Raw genomic sequence first — 16,556 nt, 5'->3', positions numbered from 1 at the left:
GTGAAACGGGTAGAGGATACAGGCGTCGTAGATTGCGACAACGGGACTAAATGCCATAATGGAGATGGAGATTCTCGGAGTCGGCGGCCAAATCCTCCATGGCCTTCTGCCGAACATCGAGTTCCGTATTCAACGCCAGCACGTCCTTGAGCGACGCGCGGCGGTGCTTGCCGATATAGCGGAACGGAAGGTCGCCGCGATCCATCCGCAGTACGACGAGCGGTCGGGAGATACCGAGGATGGTGGACGCCTCGGTGGGGCTTAATTCCTGATCTTCCGAAAGGACCGCCACCCGCTCGCCGTTGAGCAGGTGGTCGATCAATGCCTCGACGGCACTGGCTGCCGCCGGCGGCAAGGACATGGTCTGATCCTGCCCGTTCCGGCGCCGGACATGCAACTCGAAACGATCGCCTTCTACCAGCTTCGGCAGAGGGGCGACCTTCTTGCGGTCCTGGTCGGACAGACCGGCGAACGTGACGACGTGGCTTGCCACGACGGGTTCTCCTACGCATCCAGTCGCGTGCGCCCTTAACTGCAATAACTGAAACCGGTCGGCGAGGTATTCCGGCCGCAAGTGGTCTTTGGTCCCCCCGATGCCGTCACGCTGCCAGCCCCTCAGCCCGGCCCGCCTTCTTCTCTCCATCCAACAGCAAAGCGATCTTGTCGCAGGTGCGGCTAACGGCCAACTTCAGGGCTTCGTCGATATGCACGTAGCCTTGGGTCACGCTTTGCGCGGCGTGGCCGAGAAGCGCCCTGATCGTTAATTCGGAGAAGCCGAGATCACCTGCGACGCTGCCGAAGGTGTGCCGCAGAGTATGTGGCGTGACATCCTCGATGCCGACCGAAGCGCAGAGTCTCTCAAGGCAGGCTTTCGCCGCTGTATAATGTCCTTCACTGATATCGGACGGGAAGACATATGGCGACTCCTTACGGATCGGCTGGTTCTGAAGAACCTGCATTGCGGCCGGTCCGATGGCTCGAATCTGGGCGCCGCTCTTGGTGTCGGCGAAGTCGATATAGCCGCCCTCGGGACGAACCCATGCGCGCCGCATCCCTTGCGCTTCGGAAATTCGGAAGCCGGTCAGTAGCAGGAAGCGTACGATTGCTAGTGCGATCGGGTTTTCACCGTTACGCTCAGCATGTCGCATGGCGTCGCCGAGCTTCCCAATTTCGAGGATATTCAGCCTCCGCTGCTTTTTCTTTCCCGCAAGCCGTCGCGCGCCTTGGCAGGGATGAGTAGCAATCTTATCAAGGCGCGCAGCGTGACCGAGGATACTTTGCAGAGTCGAAACCGCTCGCGAGGCAACACCTGGGCCGCCCGTCGTGGCGCCGCCTCGCTTGGTGCTGCGGGGCTTGGCCGTCTTGCCGGCCACAATGTCGGCCTGCATTCCCTCTATATCAACCACTTTCAGCGAGCGAACGAGCCTCTTGCCGAGAAGCGGTTTGACGTGTGTCTCGATTCGGCTCTTATCCATCGCGAGCGTCGAGGCTTTGATCGGCCGGTTCCGACGTCCGATGATCCGCCCGGCCGCAGCTTCTTGGAGATACCAGTCGCAAAGGGCGGCGACCGTGATTGCCTTATGCGCCTCGACCTCTGCTGCCGGGTCTTTTCCGTGAGCGAGCAGGCCCAGCTTGATCTTCGCAAGATCACGGGCTTGTTCGACGGTGATGGCTCCGAATCGACCAAGCGCAATGCGACGGCTGCGATCGTCGGCATTGCGATATTGCAAGATAAAGGTCTTCAAGCCAGAGGGAATGATTCTGGCACCGAATCCTCGCAACTCGCTGTCCCAAAGGAACGCTTGCCCTTGCTTTGGAGCCTTCAGGGCATCGACAGCCCGTTTCGTCAATTTCGCCATGGGGCTTCCCCGTCACCGTGCTTCCTGCTTACATTATCGGGGGTAGCGACAGAATGTAAGCATTTTGTAAGCAGATGGTCGAAAACCGGAGCAAATCCGAGCGCATTACGGAGTAGGAGATTTCATGTAATATGTTGTTTTATAGTAAATTATGGGAGTCAGGCGCACCCCGGCGTATGGTTCTGCCAATTTTGCCAAGGTTGGGGTCGTGGGTTCGAATCCCATCGCCCGCTCCAGAAAAATCAAAAAATACCGAAAATAATTGGCAAGTCCCTTCCGTATTGCGGTCGGGAAATTTTCGCTACGCACGTGAGTCTGTTCGACGGGTGCTGTCCGAAATTTGGCTTTTCTGGAAAGTCGCCGGTCAGGCCAGCGGTGTATCCGGGAAGGCACCCGTGAGGGCATACTTCCCGGATAGAGAATTCAGTTCAGAAGAACTGAATGTGGCTCTTGAAGCCAAGCATTGCGGCGTCTTTGAGGGCTTTCTGCGCGCCCGGACGGAAGTAATACTGGAAGTCAGGCGCGAAGGTGACGCCGCGCATCACATGGATGCGGTATGTGGCTTCCAGAACTTCGCCGAATGTCTGGGGTGTCAGGGAGCCTGCCATGAGCGGCACGCCATACAGGGCCTGAAGCCGTTCCGTCGCGGTCGCGTTTTTGGAAACGCGGACATAGGAGAAGTTGATACCGATCGTATCCAGCGGGCGTGAAGCCCAGAATCCGGTATCGATCAGGCCTGCGAAATACTGCTGGCCACGGAGCTGGGTGCGCGGGCTGTTGGCGTACATGCCCCCCAGCAGGATCAGGCCCGCATCGGGATTCCCCTGAACATGATGACGCAGCACCATCTGGTCGGCCAGAACCCAGGCGGACCATGAATAGTTCACGGTGCGGGCGGGCAGACCGCTGATGACATAGGGCTGCCCGTTCATGTCATAGTAGTTGTCCTTGTGGGGTGCGTTGTCGATGGCGTAGCCGACCTTGTAGTGGCCGGGCAGCTTGTCTTTGCCGAACAGTGGCTCCCAACCGGCTTCGACCGGGATTGCTTCGCCGTGGATGTCGCCGCCGTTGAACTTGAAGCCCGTGCGGTACTGCGTGTTGCCGTAAATTCCGGCCTGTGCGAAATACACGCCCGTCTGGATGTAGGTGCTGATGGTCGGGCGGGTTCGGGCACGGAAGGCCCAGCCTGCATCAGGGTAGGACGAATGGGTTGTGTTGTCTGACGAAGCTTTCGGGTTTCCGCAGAACGCATTGTTCTGGAAGGTGCAGTACAGCGGGTTGGACGAGAAATCGTTCAGGAACGGGATACGACCGGCTGCAAGGTCCACACGGCCTTTGGCGATTGTCTCTTCGGCGTAAGCATAGACGAGATGGACGACCACGTTGCCGCCTGCGCCGTAGATTTCGGAGCTGGGGTTGAGGTTGTCGCCGAACATGCGGCTGCCAGGGATACCGTACCGGCCCACGACGAGCGCATGGGTTGAGAAGCCCCGGACATTGGCGAGTTTTTCCCAGTCGATATCGTTCTCAAGGCTGTACTGGCCGGCGTTGCTGCTGCCCTGTCTCAGTCCATAGCCCGGCGTCGGACTTGTGATGGCGCCGGAAAACTCGTTGGTGGTGTCCATCGTTAACGCAACGCCACGGTCTCGCAGCCACGTATTCCAGCCGAACGGATCGGTCAGAAGAGCTTCGGGCTTTGGAAGAGGAGGGACCCATTCATTGCCGAAATAGATCTGGTTCAGAGGCGTGTTGACGCGTTCGCTGGGGAGTTCCGAGTTTTCGGACGGCCAGATGACCGGCGGAATTCCCTGCTGCGGTGCTGTAACCTTGATCTGAGTAACTTTTGCGTCCGGGCTATAGGCCTGAAAGGTCGAGAGCGTCCGGTCGGAAGCGGATCCCGTTCTGGGTGTTGAGGAGGTCCCTGTGGCGGTCTGGGTCCCAACACTCTGGGCCATGACGCAGGACGGAAGAAATGTGGCCAGGCAGAAAGCTGCGTGGAGATGGACTCGAGACAATCCGCTGATTCCTTGGAAAAGCAGGTTAGCCTTTCCGAGGTAACATATATTTACCGGTAAAGAACACAATATAATGTTACTTGTATCATAATTTTTCACAAATATATGTGATATCAAACAAAACCCCCTGCCTCCGGGAGGAAGCAGGGGGTTTTGAAAGCATATCCGTCAGGAGGGGGCGCCACAGGGCGTCCCTCCGACTGGAGCCGAGGCTTACTTGGCGGCGGCGACCGAAGCCATGATGACTTCGCCTGCTGCGGCCTTGTCAGCCCAGCCCGTGACTTTGACCCATTTGTTGGGTTCCAGATCCTTGTAACGCTCGAAGAAATGCGTGATCGCCTTCTTCGTGATTTCCGGCAGGTCGTCCACGGAATGGACGTTCGTGAACTGCGGGTGGACCTTGTCGTGCGGGACGCAGATGATTTTCTCGTCCTGTCCGCTTTCGTCTTCCATCTTCAGCATGCCGATCGGGCGCGCGCGGATCACGGCACCCGGCACGACGGCGGACGGCGTCAGGACAAGGGCGTCGGCCGGATCGCCATCGGCGGCCAGCGTGCCCGGAATGAAGCCGTAGGCAGCCGGATAGGCCATCGGCGTGAAGAGGAAACGGTCCACGACGAGGGCGCCGCTGTCCTTGTCCACTTCGTACTTCACCTGCGATCCCTGCGGGATTTCGATGACGACGTTGATGTCGTTGGGCAGGTCCTTGCCGGGCGAGATCTTGGAAATGTCCATGATGTTCATGTCCTGAACTGTTTGGAGAGGCGATGATAGTACCGGCGCCCGTGGCCCCTGCCCAGAGCGGAAAGGAAGAAGTCCGGGCCGGGGATGGGAAGCAGGCATAAAAAAACTCCCCGTGCCGCGGGGCAGGGGAGTTTTTGCGAAAATCCGGGTCCTGCGGGCAGGGCTCAGAGCATCGGCTGTGCGGCCTTGACGGCGGCGTGACAGGCGGCGCGGCGGTCGTCTTCGTTCGTGTAAGCCACGAGGTAGAAGCGCTTGCCGTTGCTGTCGAAGTAACCGGCGGTGCCGAGCGCGTAGTCGAAATTGCCGACCGTCTGTTCGGTGGCCTTGTACTTCTCGCTCAGCCCGTAAAGAACCGGATTGCCTTCGTCATAGGACACGTACTGCTGCTCGACGCAGTAGTTCATGATGCCAGCGAGGTTGGCGGGCGAAACGCCCGTAAAGTCCTTGCTCGGCGTGCCCTGAACGGCCGGCGGGGGCGGGGGGGACTGTTCCTGTGCCATGGCGGCCTGGGAAGCCAGACCGAGCCCGAGGGCGAGGCCGAGAGCGGGCACGATACGACGAAACATCACGGTATCCTTAGTTCTGAAACCCAGTAGGTCTTAAACCTGTCGTCCGCGGTATCCCGCGGCTGAAAACGAACAATTCCTCCGTTTCCCGGAAAAGGGAAGTGTGTTTCAGAACATTTCTTCGTGATCAGTTCGTGAGGATTGTGTCAACCGGTGGATTCCAGTTCCTCGGATCGCACGGACGGATCGAGATACGGGCTGTTCGCGTCGAAGAAAACGCGGTTCGTGTCCAGTTCCGTGGCAATGACGTCCAGACTGGTCAGGGCGGCGATCAGGATGAAGCGCTCGCGGGGGCGGGATTCGTTGCGCTCGCATGTGCGCAGATGCAGGATTGCGAGCTTCGTTGCGCGCAGGGTACGGCCGTAATGTCCGTGATAGCGTCCGCTGAAATGGCTCATGCGCCCCATGACGAGGGCGAGCGCCTTTCCGGCATCTCCTCCCAGTCGTGTATCGCGACGGACGGCCTGAAGGCGCAGAAGATTGAGCATGACACGCATGCCCGACAGGATTCCCGTCAGATAGGCCTGAATGACGGGCGAGGGGGTCGAACCCGAATTGGTCATAAGCCGGACGAAACGGTCCACATTGCGCGAGACTACACTGTCCACCGTCTCCCGGGCGCTGCCATCCGCGATGCGATGCAGGTCGCGCAGGATGTTTTCGCGCATGGTCCAACGCTGATGGGCCGGGTCGTAGGGCAGGAAGACGCGATACATCCACGAGGCGTAGAGCAGGCCCAGAACGAGCGGTAGGGCCGTGTTGAAATAGGTAATTTCGTCGGTTTTGGCCTGATTGGACGGGCCGATCAGAATGGGCAGGAACAGGTTGTACGACACAGCCGGAAGGGTCAGGGGCGGATAGGCAAACGCCAGTCCGCCGATCATCATGGCCAGTCCGGACCACATGCCCAGCATTTCGAACGTCGTGGATTTGCCCATCAGGGCCAGATTCAGGATGCCCGCTGCGACGACCGCACAGCAGGCTCCGCGCAGGAACGCCTGCGTGGCCAATGCGGGACGCTCCAGCGTCGAGAACAGGCTGCACACGATACAGACGAACATGATGAAGGTCAGTCCGTTGGGCCATGCGGTGCAGATCCAGATGAGGCCCGCCCCGAAGACTGTGACGGAAGAGCGCAGGCTGTTGGTAACGGCCTGCTGCCAGTCGCGGTAGGAGCGGATTGGCGCATGGAAGTGGTCGTGGGCTTCGGGGTGTCGGCTGGCCTCGAACTGGCTTAACGCCATGCGGAGTGCGTCGATCAGTTCAACGAGAGCCTGCTGAAGCATGCCGTGGCGCAGAATGGCTTCGCGTGCGGCATCGTCTGGCTGAACAGTGTTGAAATCGATCACCACTTTCTGGCGGCACTGGCGGCGCAGGGCCAGCAGATCGGCCAGAATGGCGCTCATGCTTTCCGGCCCTTCCAGTCGGGCGGGAAGTTTGAGAAACACCTCCCGGATGGCCTCTGCTTCCTGATGGAACATGTCGTCCTGACTGAGCGGCAGGCGCATGAGGGTCGCGAGATCGAGGGCGCGGGCGAGCAGGACCGCGATATCCGCCAGCGCGGCGCGGGCGTGGTCTCCGGCATGGTCGCGGCGTCCCAGTTCGACTTCCGCGAACTCCACCTGATCGCCGAGCGTCGTGATCTGGGTGAAGATACCCTGTACGTTCTGCATCGCTCCTTCCTTGCCGGTTAGGATGTCTGCGATGCCGGTCAGGGCGGGTTTGAGCGTGTCTTCGAATGTGCTGGCAAGCTGATGGCGCGTGCGTTTGGTCAGACCGAGCTGGAACAGTCCGGAAATCGAGGCTTCGAGCACGATGCCCAACAAAATGTAGGTGGCGCGTGCCATGGCGATCGAGAAGATATGGTGCGGGTCCGCAATGCCGTCGAGCGAGACGATGGCGTAGGTGAAGCCCGAGGCCCGCATGCCGTGGATGCGGTAGTTTGTCATGGATGCCGGACCGGGCATGAAGGTGCCGATCATGCAGAACGCGCCGATCCCGCCCGCCAGCAGGAGAATGAACATCAGGGGCGACTGCGGAAAGGACGCAACCAGAATAATGCCGCTGATGACGCCGACCACCATGCCGAACAGATGCCATTTGGCTTTCGCAAGGCTGCGTCCGCGTGTGCCCTGTGCGACCATCCAGACGGTCAGCGCCGCCCATTGCGGGCTGCCAAGCTCCATCCGCAGCGCGATTCCGAGCGCGAGCAGGGACGTGAAGGTCGTCCGGAGCGCATATCCGGCCATGACCGGATCGGGAGCGTAGAGCCAGCGCAGTTTGCGGATAAGCGCGACCGGCCCGGCCTGTATCATGTCTGGGAGGTACTGCTGGGTATTTTCGCGCTATTTGCAGGCATCGGACATCCCTTCGGGCAATACGGACCAGTGAGGCCATCTCGCAACGGCAGCAAAGGTCGCCTGAACGGCCTTTAGGGAACGGGAAGGCGTGACACACTAACTTAAAAAGACACATTCCACCATGTCAGCCCTTGCAAAAAGACCCGAGTTGGGCGATTGCGGACTGCACCCGCGCGCCTGTAGCTCAATTGGTTAGAGCCGGCCGCTCATAACGGCTTGGTTGGGGGTTCGAGTCCCTCCGGGCGCACGGTGTGCCGATCTGATTTTCGCGGGACAGATGTTCCGCGTCTTCCCCGCCCATCCACCGATTGAGGAGACCTCCCATGGCCGCCTACCAGTACGTCTATGTCATGAAGGACCTCACGAAGTCCTATCCGGGTGGGCGTGAAGTCTTCAAGGGCATCACGCTGTCCTTCCTGCCGGGCGTCAAGATCGGTGTGCTGGGTGTGAACGGTGCGGGCAAATCCACGCTGCTCAAGATCATGGCCGGCATCGAGAAAGAATATGGCGGTGAAGCCTGGGCCGCAGAAGGCGCACGCATCGGCTATCTCGAACAGGAACCCAAGCTCGACGAGACCCTGACGGTCGGCGAGAACGTGGCTCTGGGTTTCGGTGAGCTGAAAAGAGCTGTGGACCGCTTCAACGAGATCTCGATGAAGTTCGCCGAGCCGATGTCCGACGACGAAATGACGGCTCTTCTGGCCGAGCAGGCCGATCTTCAGGAGAAGATCGATGCTGGCGACGGCTGGGAGCTGGACCGCAAGCTTGAGATCGCGCTCGACGCCCTGCGCTGCCCGTCCGCTGACAGCCCGGTGACGAACCTCTCAGGTGGTGAAAAGCGCCGCGTGGCCCTGTGCCGCCTGCTGCTTGAAAAGCCTGAAATCCTGCTGCTCGATGAGCCGACCAACCATCTCGACGCCGAGAGTGTGAGCTGGCTCGAAAAGACGCTGCGTGACTATCAGGGCACCGTCATGGTCATCACCCATGACCGTTACTTCCTCGACAACGTCACCAACTGGATTCTCGAAATCGAGCGTGGCCGCGGCTATCCGTTCGAAGGCAACTATTCGTCCTGGCTGACACAGAAGCGCAAGCGTCTGGCCCAGGAAGAGAAGGAAGAAAGCTCCCGTCAGCGTGCCCTTGCGGCCGAGCAGGAGTGGATTTCCAGCTCGCCCAAGGCCCGTCAGGCCAAGAGCAAGGCCCGTATCACGAAGTATGAGGAAATGCTGGCCGCCAATGCCGAGCGCGCAGGCGGGACGGCGGATATCGTCATCACGCCGGGTCCGCGTCTGGGTGGCACGGTCATTGAGGCTGAGAATCTCAGCAAGGGCTATGGCGATCGTCTGCTGATCGACAATCTGAACTTCAAGCTCCCGCCGGGTGGCATCGTGGGTGTCATCGGGCCGAACGGTGCGGGTAAATCCACGCTGTTCAAGATGATCACGGGTGACGACACGCCTGATGGCGGCTCGCTCAAGATCGGTGAGACGGTGAAGCTGGGTTACGTCGATCAGTCCCGCAACACGCTTGATGACAACAAGACGGTCTGGGAAGAAATTTCCGGCGGTACGGACGTCATCCAGCTTGGCAAGCGCACGGTTCCGTCACGGGCCTATGTTGGCGCGTTCAACTTCAAGGGCTCCGACCAGCAGAAGCGCGTGGGCATCCTGTCGGGTGGTGAGCGCAACCGCGTCCATCTGGCCAAGATGCTCAAGAAAGATAGCAACGTCATTCTGCTCGATGAGCCGACCAATGATCTTGACGTCGATACGCTGCGTGCTCTCGAAGACGCTCTGGCAGAATTCGCAGGTTGCGCCGTGATCATCACCCATGATCGCTGGTTCCTTGACCGTCTGGCCACGCATATCCTCGCGTTCGAGGGTGACAGCCATGTCGAGTGGTTCGAAGGCAACTTCCAGGACTACGAAGCTGACAAGCGTCGTCGCCTGGGCCCGGACGCTACCGAACCCGGCCGCATCAAGTACCGCCCGCTGGCCCGCTGATCCGGCGTTTTCCGTTCAGCGGACGGGGCGATCCTGTCCGCTGAAGGTTTCTGCTGATGGTCTGGGGAGAGCTGCGTGCTGGGGCGTGAAATCCGAACCGCCCGGCTTGTTCTGACTCCGGTCAACTGGCCGGACCTCGAAGACATGGTTGCGCTCAAAAGTGATGCCGGTGCGTTTGCGCGGATGTTGGGCGGCGTCCGAAACCGTACAACGACCGAGCAGGAAATGGCGGAAGACGTCAGCTTCTGGGCACGGCGGGGCGTAGGAATATTTTCGATCCGCGAAAATGGCCGCTTCGTCGGGATTACTGGTGTTCACGAGCGTCCTGACGGGCGTGGGCTGGGTCTGAGGTTTTCCATTTTCCCATGGGCTGCCGGGCGTGGCATTGCTCGTGAAGCTGCTGCTGCGGCCCTGCGCTATGTGCTGGATACGGGTGAAAAGCGTATCGTGGCCGTCACGCGGGAAGACAATCTGGCCTCCCGCACGGTTCTGGGCAGTCTGGGGCTGCGCCATACGGCCACTTTCGATCGCGATGGCGATACGATGTTTCTTTACGACATCACGGCGGGCTGACAAACCTTCACGGATTTTCCGGATGGCAAGGGGAGCCGTTGTGTTTTCAGATGCTCCTGCCTATCCATATTAAACCGAAAAGGTTTGTTACATCCGGGGTGGGAGTTGTCTGTGAGATTTGGGACTGTCTGCACACGAGGTCTGGGACTTGTCGTCCTGTTTTTTGCTTCTCATGCCTCTGCCGAGATGTCAAAGCCCGTGGAAAGCGTGGTCAATGGCGTGCATATCATGGACCGGACCATTACGCTTCAGGCCGGTGCGAGCGAGATTGTGGCTCTTCCCCCAAACGTCCAGTCAGCTGCGACGCCACTTCCGGATATTCTGAGTATCAATCTCGTGTCCCATCAGGTCGCGGAAATCATGGGACGACGGGAGGGCAGGACAGACGTCCTGTTTACAGGTCGGGACACGATCTACCGGTATCATGTCACGGTGCAGCGCCCAGTGCGCTGAACATGGTGCGCTGAATACAGGGCACTGAGCAGGAAGGCAGGACCGGTCTGCTCTGGGCGGTCCTGCCTGATGTCTTACTGGTGGTGGCTGAGCTGACGTTCGAGAGCGGCGTTCAGTGCGTCGACGTCACCGTTATGGCGCGCGAGATAGGAGCTGTAATCGCCGCGCTGGTTCATGCGCAGGCTGGCACCTTCGCCGTACATGTCCACCACTTTGGGGGGGGTGCCGCCGATGATGAGCTGCATGTTGACTTCCGGCTGGCCCGGGCGGTCAATCAGGGCGTTGACGCGCTCGCCCTCGGGGATTGCAGCCGTTGAGGTCACACGGAAGCTCACACCCTGATAGCTGCCGATCTGGTCTGTGATGGTGTTGACCAGAACCTGATCGAACAGGGAAATGTACTTGTCACGCTGGGCCTGCGTTGCCGTACGCCAGTACTTGCCAAGGCAGTAGCGGCCGATCCCCGTGATGTCGACATTCTCCTTAAGCAGGGGAAGGACTTCTTTCTTCTTCTGGTCCAGGGACTCGTGCGAGTTGACGACCTGTACCAGACGGCCTCCGAAGGAGTTCACGAAGTCCGTTGCCGTGCTGGCCTGCGCGGCCCCCGTTGCGACAGCGAGGGAGACAACGGCCCCAAGAACAGTGCGGCGCGAAAATACGTTGAACATGTCGTTGTCCTCAGTTGTACCAGTCGGGGGTGGTTGCGCGGTCGTCGTTCTTGATCGTGTCGATCTGGCTCTGGCGGTTCTGCTGCCATGCACTCCGGATATAGGAGTACGGGTCCAGACTGTCCTGTTCGACATGGTCGATCTGGTCGATGGAGCTGGCGTAGCCTTCCATTGTCCCGGCCACGTTGTAAGCCCAGTTGAAGGTTAGCAGATCATAGCCGCGAGGCACATAGTTGATCGGCGTCAGGCCTTGACCAATGCCGTAACCCGCGCCATCGCGGAAATTGGACGGGCCGACGAACGGGATGAACAGGTAAGGCCCGCTTGCCACGCCCCAGGTGCCCATCGTCAGGCCCGGATCGGTTTCATGCTGGTTGTAGCCCACAAGACCGGCGACATCGAAGAAACCACCGACGCCAGCGCTCATGTTGATTGCAAAGCGCATGAAGGCGTCGCCCGCACGACGCGGCTTGCCCGCGCCGACGTCGGAAAAGAACACTGCAGGCTCGCGCCAGGTTTCGTTGATGTTCGCGATAGAGTGACGCACGGGCTTGGGAATGGCCCAGATCCACGCCTTGCCGACCGGACGCAGGACCTTGTGATAGGCCCACATCTGGACGTTGTACATCTTGCGGTTCAAGGGCTCGTAGGGATCGTTCGCGGCCTTGTAGTCCGCAAGATCGTCCGGATCTGTCGGGGGAGGGTTACGCATTGAGCCACAGGCGCCCAGTGCCAGCAGGGCGAGCGCACCTGCGAGAGTCCTGCTGCGACGTGACACACGGCGTGAGCGCGTCTCCCGGATTGCGTTGTCGTCCTGCCGAAAGTCCATAACCATCCCCAAAATACCCTTCCCGGCCCAGTGCTCACGAAGAAGTCACCGGAAAACGGAAATTTTCGTAATCCGTTCCCTGAAGGACTCCATGAACCCCGATCGGCCACGCGCCATCCGTCGCGGAAAACTGCGGAGGGGCGTAGTCATAACGTATCCTCCGATAGCGTGCATCCCTGTATGTCTGCAAATGCTGCGCGTTTGAAGAGGCCAGATGCTTTAACGATCCAGATGCTTTTCGGCTGCTTTCCGGGCTTTGACCCTTCGGGATTTTTGGGATCAGTGTGGCCTCAACTCAACACCCGGGAGGTTTTCAATGTCCAGATTCTTCGGCTCGAAGGGTACGTTTCTCGCCACTGTTGCGGCTCTGGCCCTGAGTGCCGGTGTGGCGCAGGCGCACCCTACCGTGGCCAATCAGCCCTGGGGCAGCACGCCGGATGGCAAGCCCGTGCGGATCGTGACCCTCAAGAACGGTCTCGGCACGACGGCCCGTATCATCACCTATGGCGGCATCATCCAGTCCGTCGAGACGCCGGACCGCGAAGGGCATGTTCAGGACGTGGTTCTCGGGTTCGACAACCTGAAGGGCTATACGGTTGATAGCGCGAAAGGCGGTCTGTTCTTCGGCGCCATCATCGGCCGTTACGCCAACCGTCTCGCCGGCGGCAGCTTTCCCGTGGACGGCAAGATCTATCATACGGACGTGACGGCCCCGCCGAATGCGCTGCATGGCGGCAAGAAGGGCTTCGACAAGAACGTCTGGACGATCGAGAAGACCGGCACCAACGACAATGGCGCGTATGTGACGCTCAAGCTGGTCAGCCCGGACGGCGATCAGGGCTTTCCCGGCAAGCTGACGACGCATGTGACCTATACGCTGGGCACGGACAACGCCCTGTCGCTGCATTATGTTGCCACGACTGACGCGCCGACGGTTCTGAACCTGACGAATCACAGCTACTGGAATCTGAACGGCGAGGGTTCGGGCTCCATCGAGCCGGAAATTCTTCAGATCAACGCGGATGGCTTTACGCCGACCGACGCAACATCCATTCCGACTGGCCAGATCGCGCCTGTCGCCGGGACGCCGCTTGATTTCAGCAAGCCGACCGTCATCGGTGATCGTCTGCGCAGCAACGACCAGCAGATGATGTATGCGCGTGGTTATGACATGAACTGGGTCGTCAACGGGCCGTCCGGTCAGGCACCGCGTCTGGCGGGCAAGGTCTATGATCCGCGTTCGGGCCGTAGCATGGAAATCCTGACGAACCAGCCGGGGCTTCAGGTCTATACGTCCAACTCGCTGGATGGTGGTTATGCCGGGGTGTTCGGTCATGCCTATCGTCAGGGCGATGCGATTGCGTTCGAGGCCGAGCATTATCCCGACAGCCCGAACCATCCGTCTTTCCCGACGACTGAACTCAAGCCGGGTCAGACGTTCGATTACACGACGATTTTCAAGTTCTCGAACAAGTAACAGGCAGCAGGGTCCGGGGCGCAGGCTCCGGACCCTGAGTGCTTTATGCCGGGCGGGGTGTGGTGCCCACGATCCGCGCCGGATTGCCGACTGCGGTGGAATAGGCCGGGATATCTTCCAGAACGACCGAAGCCGCGCCGATCCGCGCATATTCCCCGATCACGAGGCGTCCGAGAATTCGTGCGCCTGCGCCGATCATGGCCCCGCGTCGCACGATGGGGTGACGGTTGCCGCTCAGCTTGCCCATACCGCCCAGCGTGACATCCTGAAACAGCGAGACGTCATCTTCGACGATGCTGGTTTCGCCAATGACGATCCCCGTGCCGTGGTCGATGCTCAGTCGCCGCCCCAGACGGGCCGCGGGGTGAATGTCGATGGCGAACAGTTCGTTGATGCGGCTCTGGAAATGATGGGCCAGATGCTGACGGCCCCGCGTCCAGAGATGATGCGAGATCCGGTAGGCCTGAAGCGCCTGCCATCCCTTGAAGAACAGGAAGGGCGTGACGAGGTCCGGACAGGCCGGGTCGCGGTCATAGGTCGCGAGAATGTCGGCTGCTGCCGCTTCGGCGATGTCGGGGTCGGTGCTCAGGATCGAGGCGACGAGGCGGGTGATGGTCGTGGCCGGGATGGAGCGGTCCGCGAGTTTCGTGCCCAGAAGGGAGGCCAGTGCAGACGCAAAGTCCGGATGGTCCCCGATATTGGTGGAAAACACGTCCTGAATCAGCGGGTCGTGGCAACTGCAGGCCTGTGACTGCATATCCTGCCAGAAGGCGGTGAGGTCTGCTGTTCTTTCAGGGGGCGTTTCGATGATGGCTTCCGTCATATGCCCATGGCCTTTCGGACGAAGGCCCGGCGCAGGGCGGGGAAGCGCTGGACGCTCGCGATGCCCATATCGCGCAGGCGGCGCAGGACCGGATTGTCGTTGCCGAACAGGCGTTCGAGCGCGTCCGTGGCGGCCAGCATTGCCATGTTGCCGGGGCGGGTGTTGCGCTGATAGCGGACGAGAAGCTCGCGGCTGCCCATGTCTTTGCGCATGCGATGCGCCTCGATCAGTAGGTCTGCGAGCGAAATCACGTCCCGGAACCCGATGTTTAGTCCCTGACCTGCGATGGGGTGGATGCCGTGCGCGGCGTCACCGGCTAGAGCGAGGCGCGGGCCGATATAGCTGTGGGCGTATTGCGCGGAGAGCGGGTAAATCCAGCGACGACCGGTCGGAGTGATCTTGCCCAGATCCTCGTCCGCCATGCGGGCCTTGATCTCGCGTGCGAAAATCTCGTCCGGCAGATCATGGAAACGCTGGGCGCGGCCTTCGCCTTCGGCCCAGACAATGGCGGAACGGTGCGGATGTTCGGCGGTGCCGGGCATGGGCAGGCGTGCGAACGGACCTTCCGGCAGGAAATGTTCGAGCGCCACGCCATGATGCGGCTTTTCATGCGCGATCGTGGCGACGATACCGTACTCGTTATACGGAATCTTGGTCAGGCCAATCCGCGCCTGACGGCGGAGGGGGGAACGGCGTCCTTCCGCTGCCACGGCCAGTTTCGCCGTCACGGTTTTGCCTGAGGCCAGACGGATGGAGACATGATCCGGGCGGAACGTGAATGTTCCCAGATCCGGCGCATGGACATCAAGCGTGTCGTACTGCTTCAGCGTCTGGTTGATCGCAAGTCGCAGCTCCCGCGCTTCGACCATCCAGCCGAAACTTTGTCCTTCGGGGGCGTCTTCCGGGCCGAAATGCAGCGTCAGCGGGGAGGGGGCCTCATGCGGGCGTCCGTCTGCCACGCGGATTTCGTGGATCGGCTGGGCCACATTGGGCAGATTGTCCCAGATGCCTGCGTCCGCGAGCATCCGGCGGGAGCCTTCCGCAATGGCATAGGCCCTCCCGTCCAGAGCGGGATCTTCCATGCCGGGCAGGGCATTGCGGTCGATGAGCAGGACGCGCACGCCCTCTGCCGCCAGACGACACGCCAGCGTAGCGCCCACAGGTCCGGCGCCGTTGATGCAGAGGTCGTAATGGGTTTTTTTCATCGTACTCATCTCCCTGCCCCTGTCCTACTCCTGCGAGGGTTTGAGCGGAAGGGGGCGCTTTCCTTATGGGGGGCAGCGGGCGAGGCGCATCTGAAGCAGCGTGAGGGCAGCCTGATGGAAGCTGCGCTCGGGGTGTTCCCGGCAGTACTGGATGAGAAAGGCCTGATCCTCGCGCACCACTTCGGGCGTCAGATTCAGTGTCATCACGCTTTTTCCGTCCTGGTGGCGGGCGGCGTTGATGGCCGTCACAAACCCGAGATACCAGTTGTAGAAAATCACGCTGTTGGGAGATGCTGTGTCGCCGATGGCTTGTGTGAAATCCGCGCAGGACCGCGCACCCGCACCGTAAATCAGGGGCAGGGGTAGTTCCGGGGCTGCCTCATCATTGACCACGACCTTGCCGTTCGGGTCCAGATCGTAGCGCTCACCACTGTCGCCAACGACAACGGCTTTGAGGCGACTGCTGATCCGGACCATCTTGGCCATCTGCTGTTCATCTGGATATTTGCAGCTGATGGCGTTTCCGGCCCAGTAGAACAACGTGTCTTCCGGCTTTTTGGAGGCGGCGGGATGATTGAGCCATTCCGCGTCCTGTGTCGGATATTTCCTGGGTTCGCTCGATACGGCGAACTGGAGTTCGTCATCGCTCGTGATGACGTCGAACCACTCTTCGAGCGACAGGGGGCTGCCGGGCCTGCCAGACCAGATGGGGTTGCGCGTAATCTCGAGATTGTACCCCATGCGGCTGTCCTTGAACTGCTGAACTATAACGTTAAAATCAGCATGAAAATGAATCTGCGATCCATAGTCAAACCGTATCGCTCAGGTAAAAACTGAGCGCCAAGATTCATCTTTGTGACGCTTCTGTGCTCTAACGGAAACGATTTCAACCGACACGGTTCATGATGATTTCGATCTGGTCATCTGATTCGGGAACGAACCGGGGTCGATGATGTTGTTTTGCGGGTGCCCGTACCGCTC

Annotated in this window: 15 protein-coding genes and 1 tRNA gene; 5 read left to right on the top strand and 11 right to left on the bottom strand. The window is 60.2% G+C overall.

Translation table 11 applies throughout. From position 1 onward, the window contains the following. Positions 1-46 precede the first annotated feature (46 nt). The 6 genes from HKD21_RS01485 to HKD21_RS01460 all read right to left on the bottom strand — a co-directional run bounded on the left by HKD21_RS01485 (position 47) and on the right by HKD21_RS01460 (position 7,499). Complete coding sequence (locus tag HKD21_RS01485; protein ID WP_029329636.1) at positions 47-493, bottom strand: helix-turn-helix domain-containing protein; 447 nt, start codon at positions 491-493, stop codon at positions 47-49. A gap of 106 nt (positions 494-599) precedes the next feature. Continuing rightward, positions 600-1,859: a tyrosine-type recombinase/integrase gene (locus tag HKD21_RS01480; protein WP_146887078.1), complete on the bottom strand. Its 1,260-nt coding sequence runs from the start codon at positions 1,857-1,859 to the stop codon at positions 600-602. A gap of 428 nt (positions 1,860-2,287) precedes the next feature. Then, on the bottom strand, positions 2,288-3,874 hold the full coding sequence (locus HKD21_RS01475) for a carbohydrate porin (RefSeq protein ID WP_228120711.1): 1,587 nt from the start codon (positions 3,872-3,874) through the stop codon (positions 2,288-2,290). 213 nt (positions 3,875-4,087) lie between these two features. Further along, positions 4,088-4,609, bottom strand: coding sequence for an inorganic diphosphatase (ppa, locus tag HKD21_RS01470; protein WP_194253885.1), 522 nt, complete (start codon positions 4,607-4,609; stop codon positions 4,088-4,090). A gap of 173 nt (positions 4,610-4,782) precedes the next feature. Beyond that, positions 4,783-5,184 (bottom strand): alcohol dehydrogenase subunit III, encoded by a 402-nt coding sequence (adhS, locus tag HKD21_RS01465; RefSeq protein ID WP_194253884.1) that lies wholly within the window; start codon positions 5,182-5,184, stop codon positions 4,783-4,785. A 146-nt stretch (positions 5,185-5,330) separates the two neighbouring features. Further along, positions 5,331-7,499: an FUSC family protein gene (locus HKD21_RS01460; protein ID WP_194253883.1), complete on the bottom strand. Its 2,169-nt coding sequence runs from the start codon at positions 7,497-7,499 to the stop codon at positions 5,331-5,333. Between the two features lie 218 nt (positions 7,500-7,717). On the opposite strand from HKD21_RS01460, the gene HKD21_RS01455 reads away from it, so the two are divergent. The 4 genes from HKD21_RS01455 to HKD21_RS01440 all read left to right on the top strand — a co-directional run bounded on the left by HKD21_RS01455 (position 7,718) and on the right by HKD21_RS01440 (position 10,573). Continuing rightward, positions 7,718-7,791 (top strand) — tRNA-Ile (locus HKD21_RS01455). A 76-nt stretch (positions 7,792-7,867) separates the two neighbouring features. Further along, a complete protein-coding gene (ettA, locus tag HKD21_RS01450) occupies positions 7,868-9,547 on the top strand; it encodes an energy-dependent translational throttle protein EttA (RefSeq protein WP_194253882.1) in 1,680 nt (559 codons plus the stop codon). A 75-nt stretch (positions 9,548-9,622) separates the two neighbouring features. Continuing rightward, positions 9,623-10,120 (top strand): GNAT family N-acetyltransferase, encoded by a 498-nt coding sequence (locus tag HKD21_RS01445; RefSeq protein ID WP_194253881.1) that lies wholly within the window; start codon positions 9,623-9,625, stop codon positions 10,118-10,120. 111 nt (positions 10,121-10,231) lie between these two features. Then, the gene (locus HKD21_RS01440; RefSeq protein ID WP_322782887.1) at positions 10,232-10,573 is read left to right on the top strand and encodes a pilus assembly protein N-terminal domain-containing protein; all 342 of its coding nucleotides are present in this window, start codon (positions 10,232-10,234) and stop codon (positions 10,571-10,573) included. Positions 10,574-10,647: 74 nt separating this feature from the next. On the opposite strand, the gene HKD21_RS01435 is transcribed toward HKD21_RS01440, so the two are convergent. Together HKD21_RS01435 and HKD21_RS01430 are read right to left on the bottom strand one after the other, a co-directional pair. After that, entirely contained in the window at positions 10,648-11,241 is a 594-nt protein-coding gene (locus HKD21_RS01435) for an MlaC/ttg2D family ABC transporter substrate-binding protein (RefSeq protein WP_194253880.1), read from the bottom strand. 10 nt (positions 11,242-11,251) lie between these two features. After that, the gene (locus HKD21_RS01430; RefSeq protein ID WP_194253879.1) at positions 11,252-12,070 is read right to left on the bottom strand and encodes an MlaA family lipoprotein; all 819 of its coding nucleotides are present in this window, start codon (positions 12,068-12,070) and stop codon (positions 11,252-11,254) included. A gap of 316 nt (positions 12,071-12,386) precedes the next feature. Between HKD21_RS01430 and HKD21_RS01425 the strand changes: the two genes are divergently transcribed. Next, positions 12,387-13,547 carry an aldose epimerase family protein gene (locus tag HKD21_RS01425; protein WP_194253878.1) on the top strand — a complete coding sequence of 387 codons (1,161 nt, stop codon included), beginning with the start codon at positions 12,387-12,389 and terminating at the stop codon, positions 13,545-13,547. 43 nt (positions 13,548-13,590) lie between these two features. Here the strand turns inward: HKD21_RS01425 and cysE are convergent, their stop codons facing one another. The 3 genes from cysE to HKD21_RS01410 are packed head-to-tail and all read right to left on the bottom strand — an operon-like array spanning position 13,591 to position 16,316. After that, positions 13,591-14,370, bottom strand: a complete 780-nt coding sequence (gene cysE, locus HKD21_RS01420) for a serine O-acetyltransferase (protein ID WP_194253877.1) — start codon at positions 14,368-14,370, stop codon at positions 13,591-13,593. Beyond that, positions 14,367-15,584, bottom strand: a complete 1,218-nt coding sequence (locus tag HKD21_RS01415; protein ID WP_194253876.1) for a UbiH/UbiF/VisC/COQ6 family ubiquinone biosynthesis hydroxylase — start codon at positions 15,582-15,584, stop codon at positions 14,367-14,369. The genes cysE and HKD21_RS01415 overlap by 4 nt, the downstream gene beginning before the upstream one ends. Before the next feature lie 54 nt (positions 15,585-15,638). Next, a complete protein-coding gene (locus HKD21_RS01410) occupies positions 15,639-16,316 on the bottom strand; it encodes a hypothetical protein (RefSeq protein WP_194253875.1) in 678 nt (225 codons plus the stop codon). Positions 16,317-16,556: the final 240 nt, after the last annotated feature.

The organism is Gluconobacter cerevisiae, assembly GCF_015244675.1.
Lineage (GTDB): Bacteria > Pseudomonadota > Alphaproteobacteria > Acetobacterales > Acetobacteraceae > Gluconobacter > Gluconobacter cerevisiae.
The sequence above is the reverse complement of the archived record's forward strand: the minus strand, read 5'-3'. Positions and strand labels throughout refer to the sequence as shown.

Excerpts from the sequence above, each read along its gene's own strand:
- HKD21_RS01435 (WP_194253880.1), bottom strand. The coding sequence starts at position 11,241 with ATGTTCAACGTATTTTCGCGCCGCACTGTTCTTGGGGCCGTTGTCTCC.
- HKD21_RS01425 (WP_194253878.1), top strand. The coding sequence starts at position 12,387 with ATGTCCAGATTCTTCGGCTCGAAGGGTACGTTTCTCGCCACTGTTGCG.
- adhS (WP_194253884.1), bottom strand. The coding sequence starts at position 5,184 with ATGTTTCGTCGTATCGTGCCCGCTCTCGGCCTCGCCCTCGGGCTCGGT.
- HKD21_RS01430 (WP_194253879.1), bottom strand. The coding sequence starts at position 12,070 with ATGGACTTTCGGCAGGACGACAACGCAATCCGGGAGACGCGCTCACGC.
- ppa (WP_194253885.1), bottom strand. The coding sequence starts at position 4,609 with ATGGACATTTCCAAGATCTCGCCCGGCAAGGACCTGCCCAACGACATC.
- HKD21_RS01460 (WP_194253883.1), bottom strand. The coding sequence starts at position 7,499 with ATGATACAGGCCGGGCCGGTCGCGCTTATCCGCAAACTGCGCTGGCTC.
- HKD21_RS01415 (WP_194253876.1), bottom strand. The coding sequence starts at position 15,584 with ATGAGTACGATGAAAAAAACCCATTACGACCTCTGCATCAACGGCGCC.
- cysE (WP_194253877.1), bottom strand. The coding sequence starts at position 14,370 with ATGACGGAAGCCATCATCGAAACGCCCCCTGAAAGAACAGCAGACCTC.
- ettA (WP_194253882.1), top strand. The coding sequence starts at position 7,868 with ATGGCCGCCTACCAGTACGTCTATGTCATGAAGGACCTCACGAAGTCC.
- HKD21_RS01410 (WP_194253875.1), bottom strand. The coding sequence starts at position 16,316 with ATGGGGTACAATCTCGAGATTACGCGCAACCCCATCTGGTCTGGCAGG.
- HKD21_RS01480 (WP_146887078.1), bottom strand. The coding sequence starts at position 1,859 with ATGGCGAAATTGACGAAACGGGCTGTCGATGCCCTGAAGGCTCCAAAG.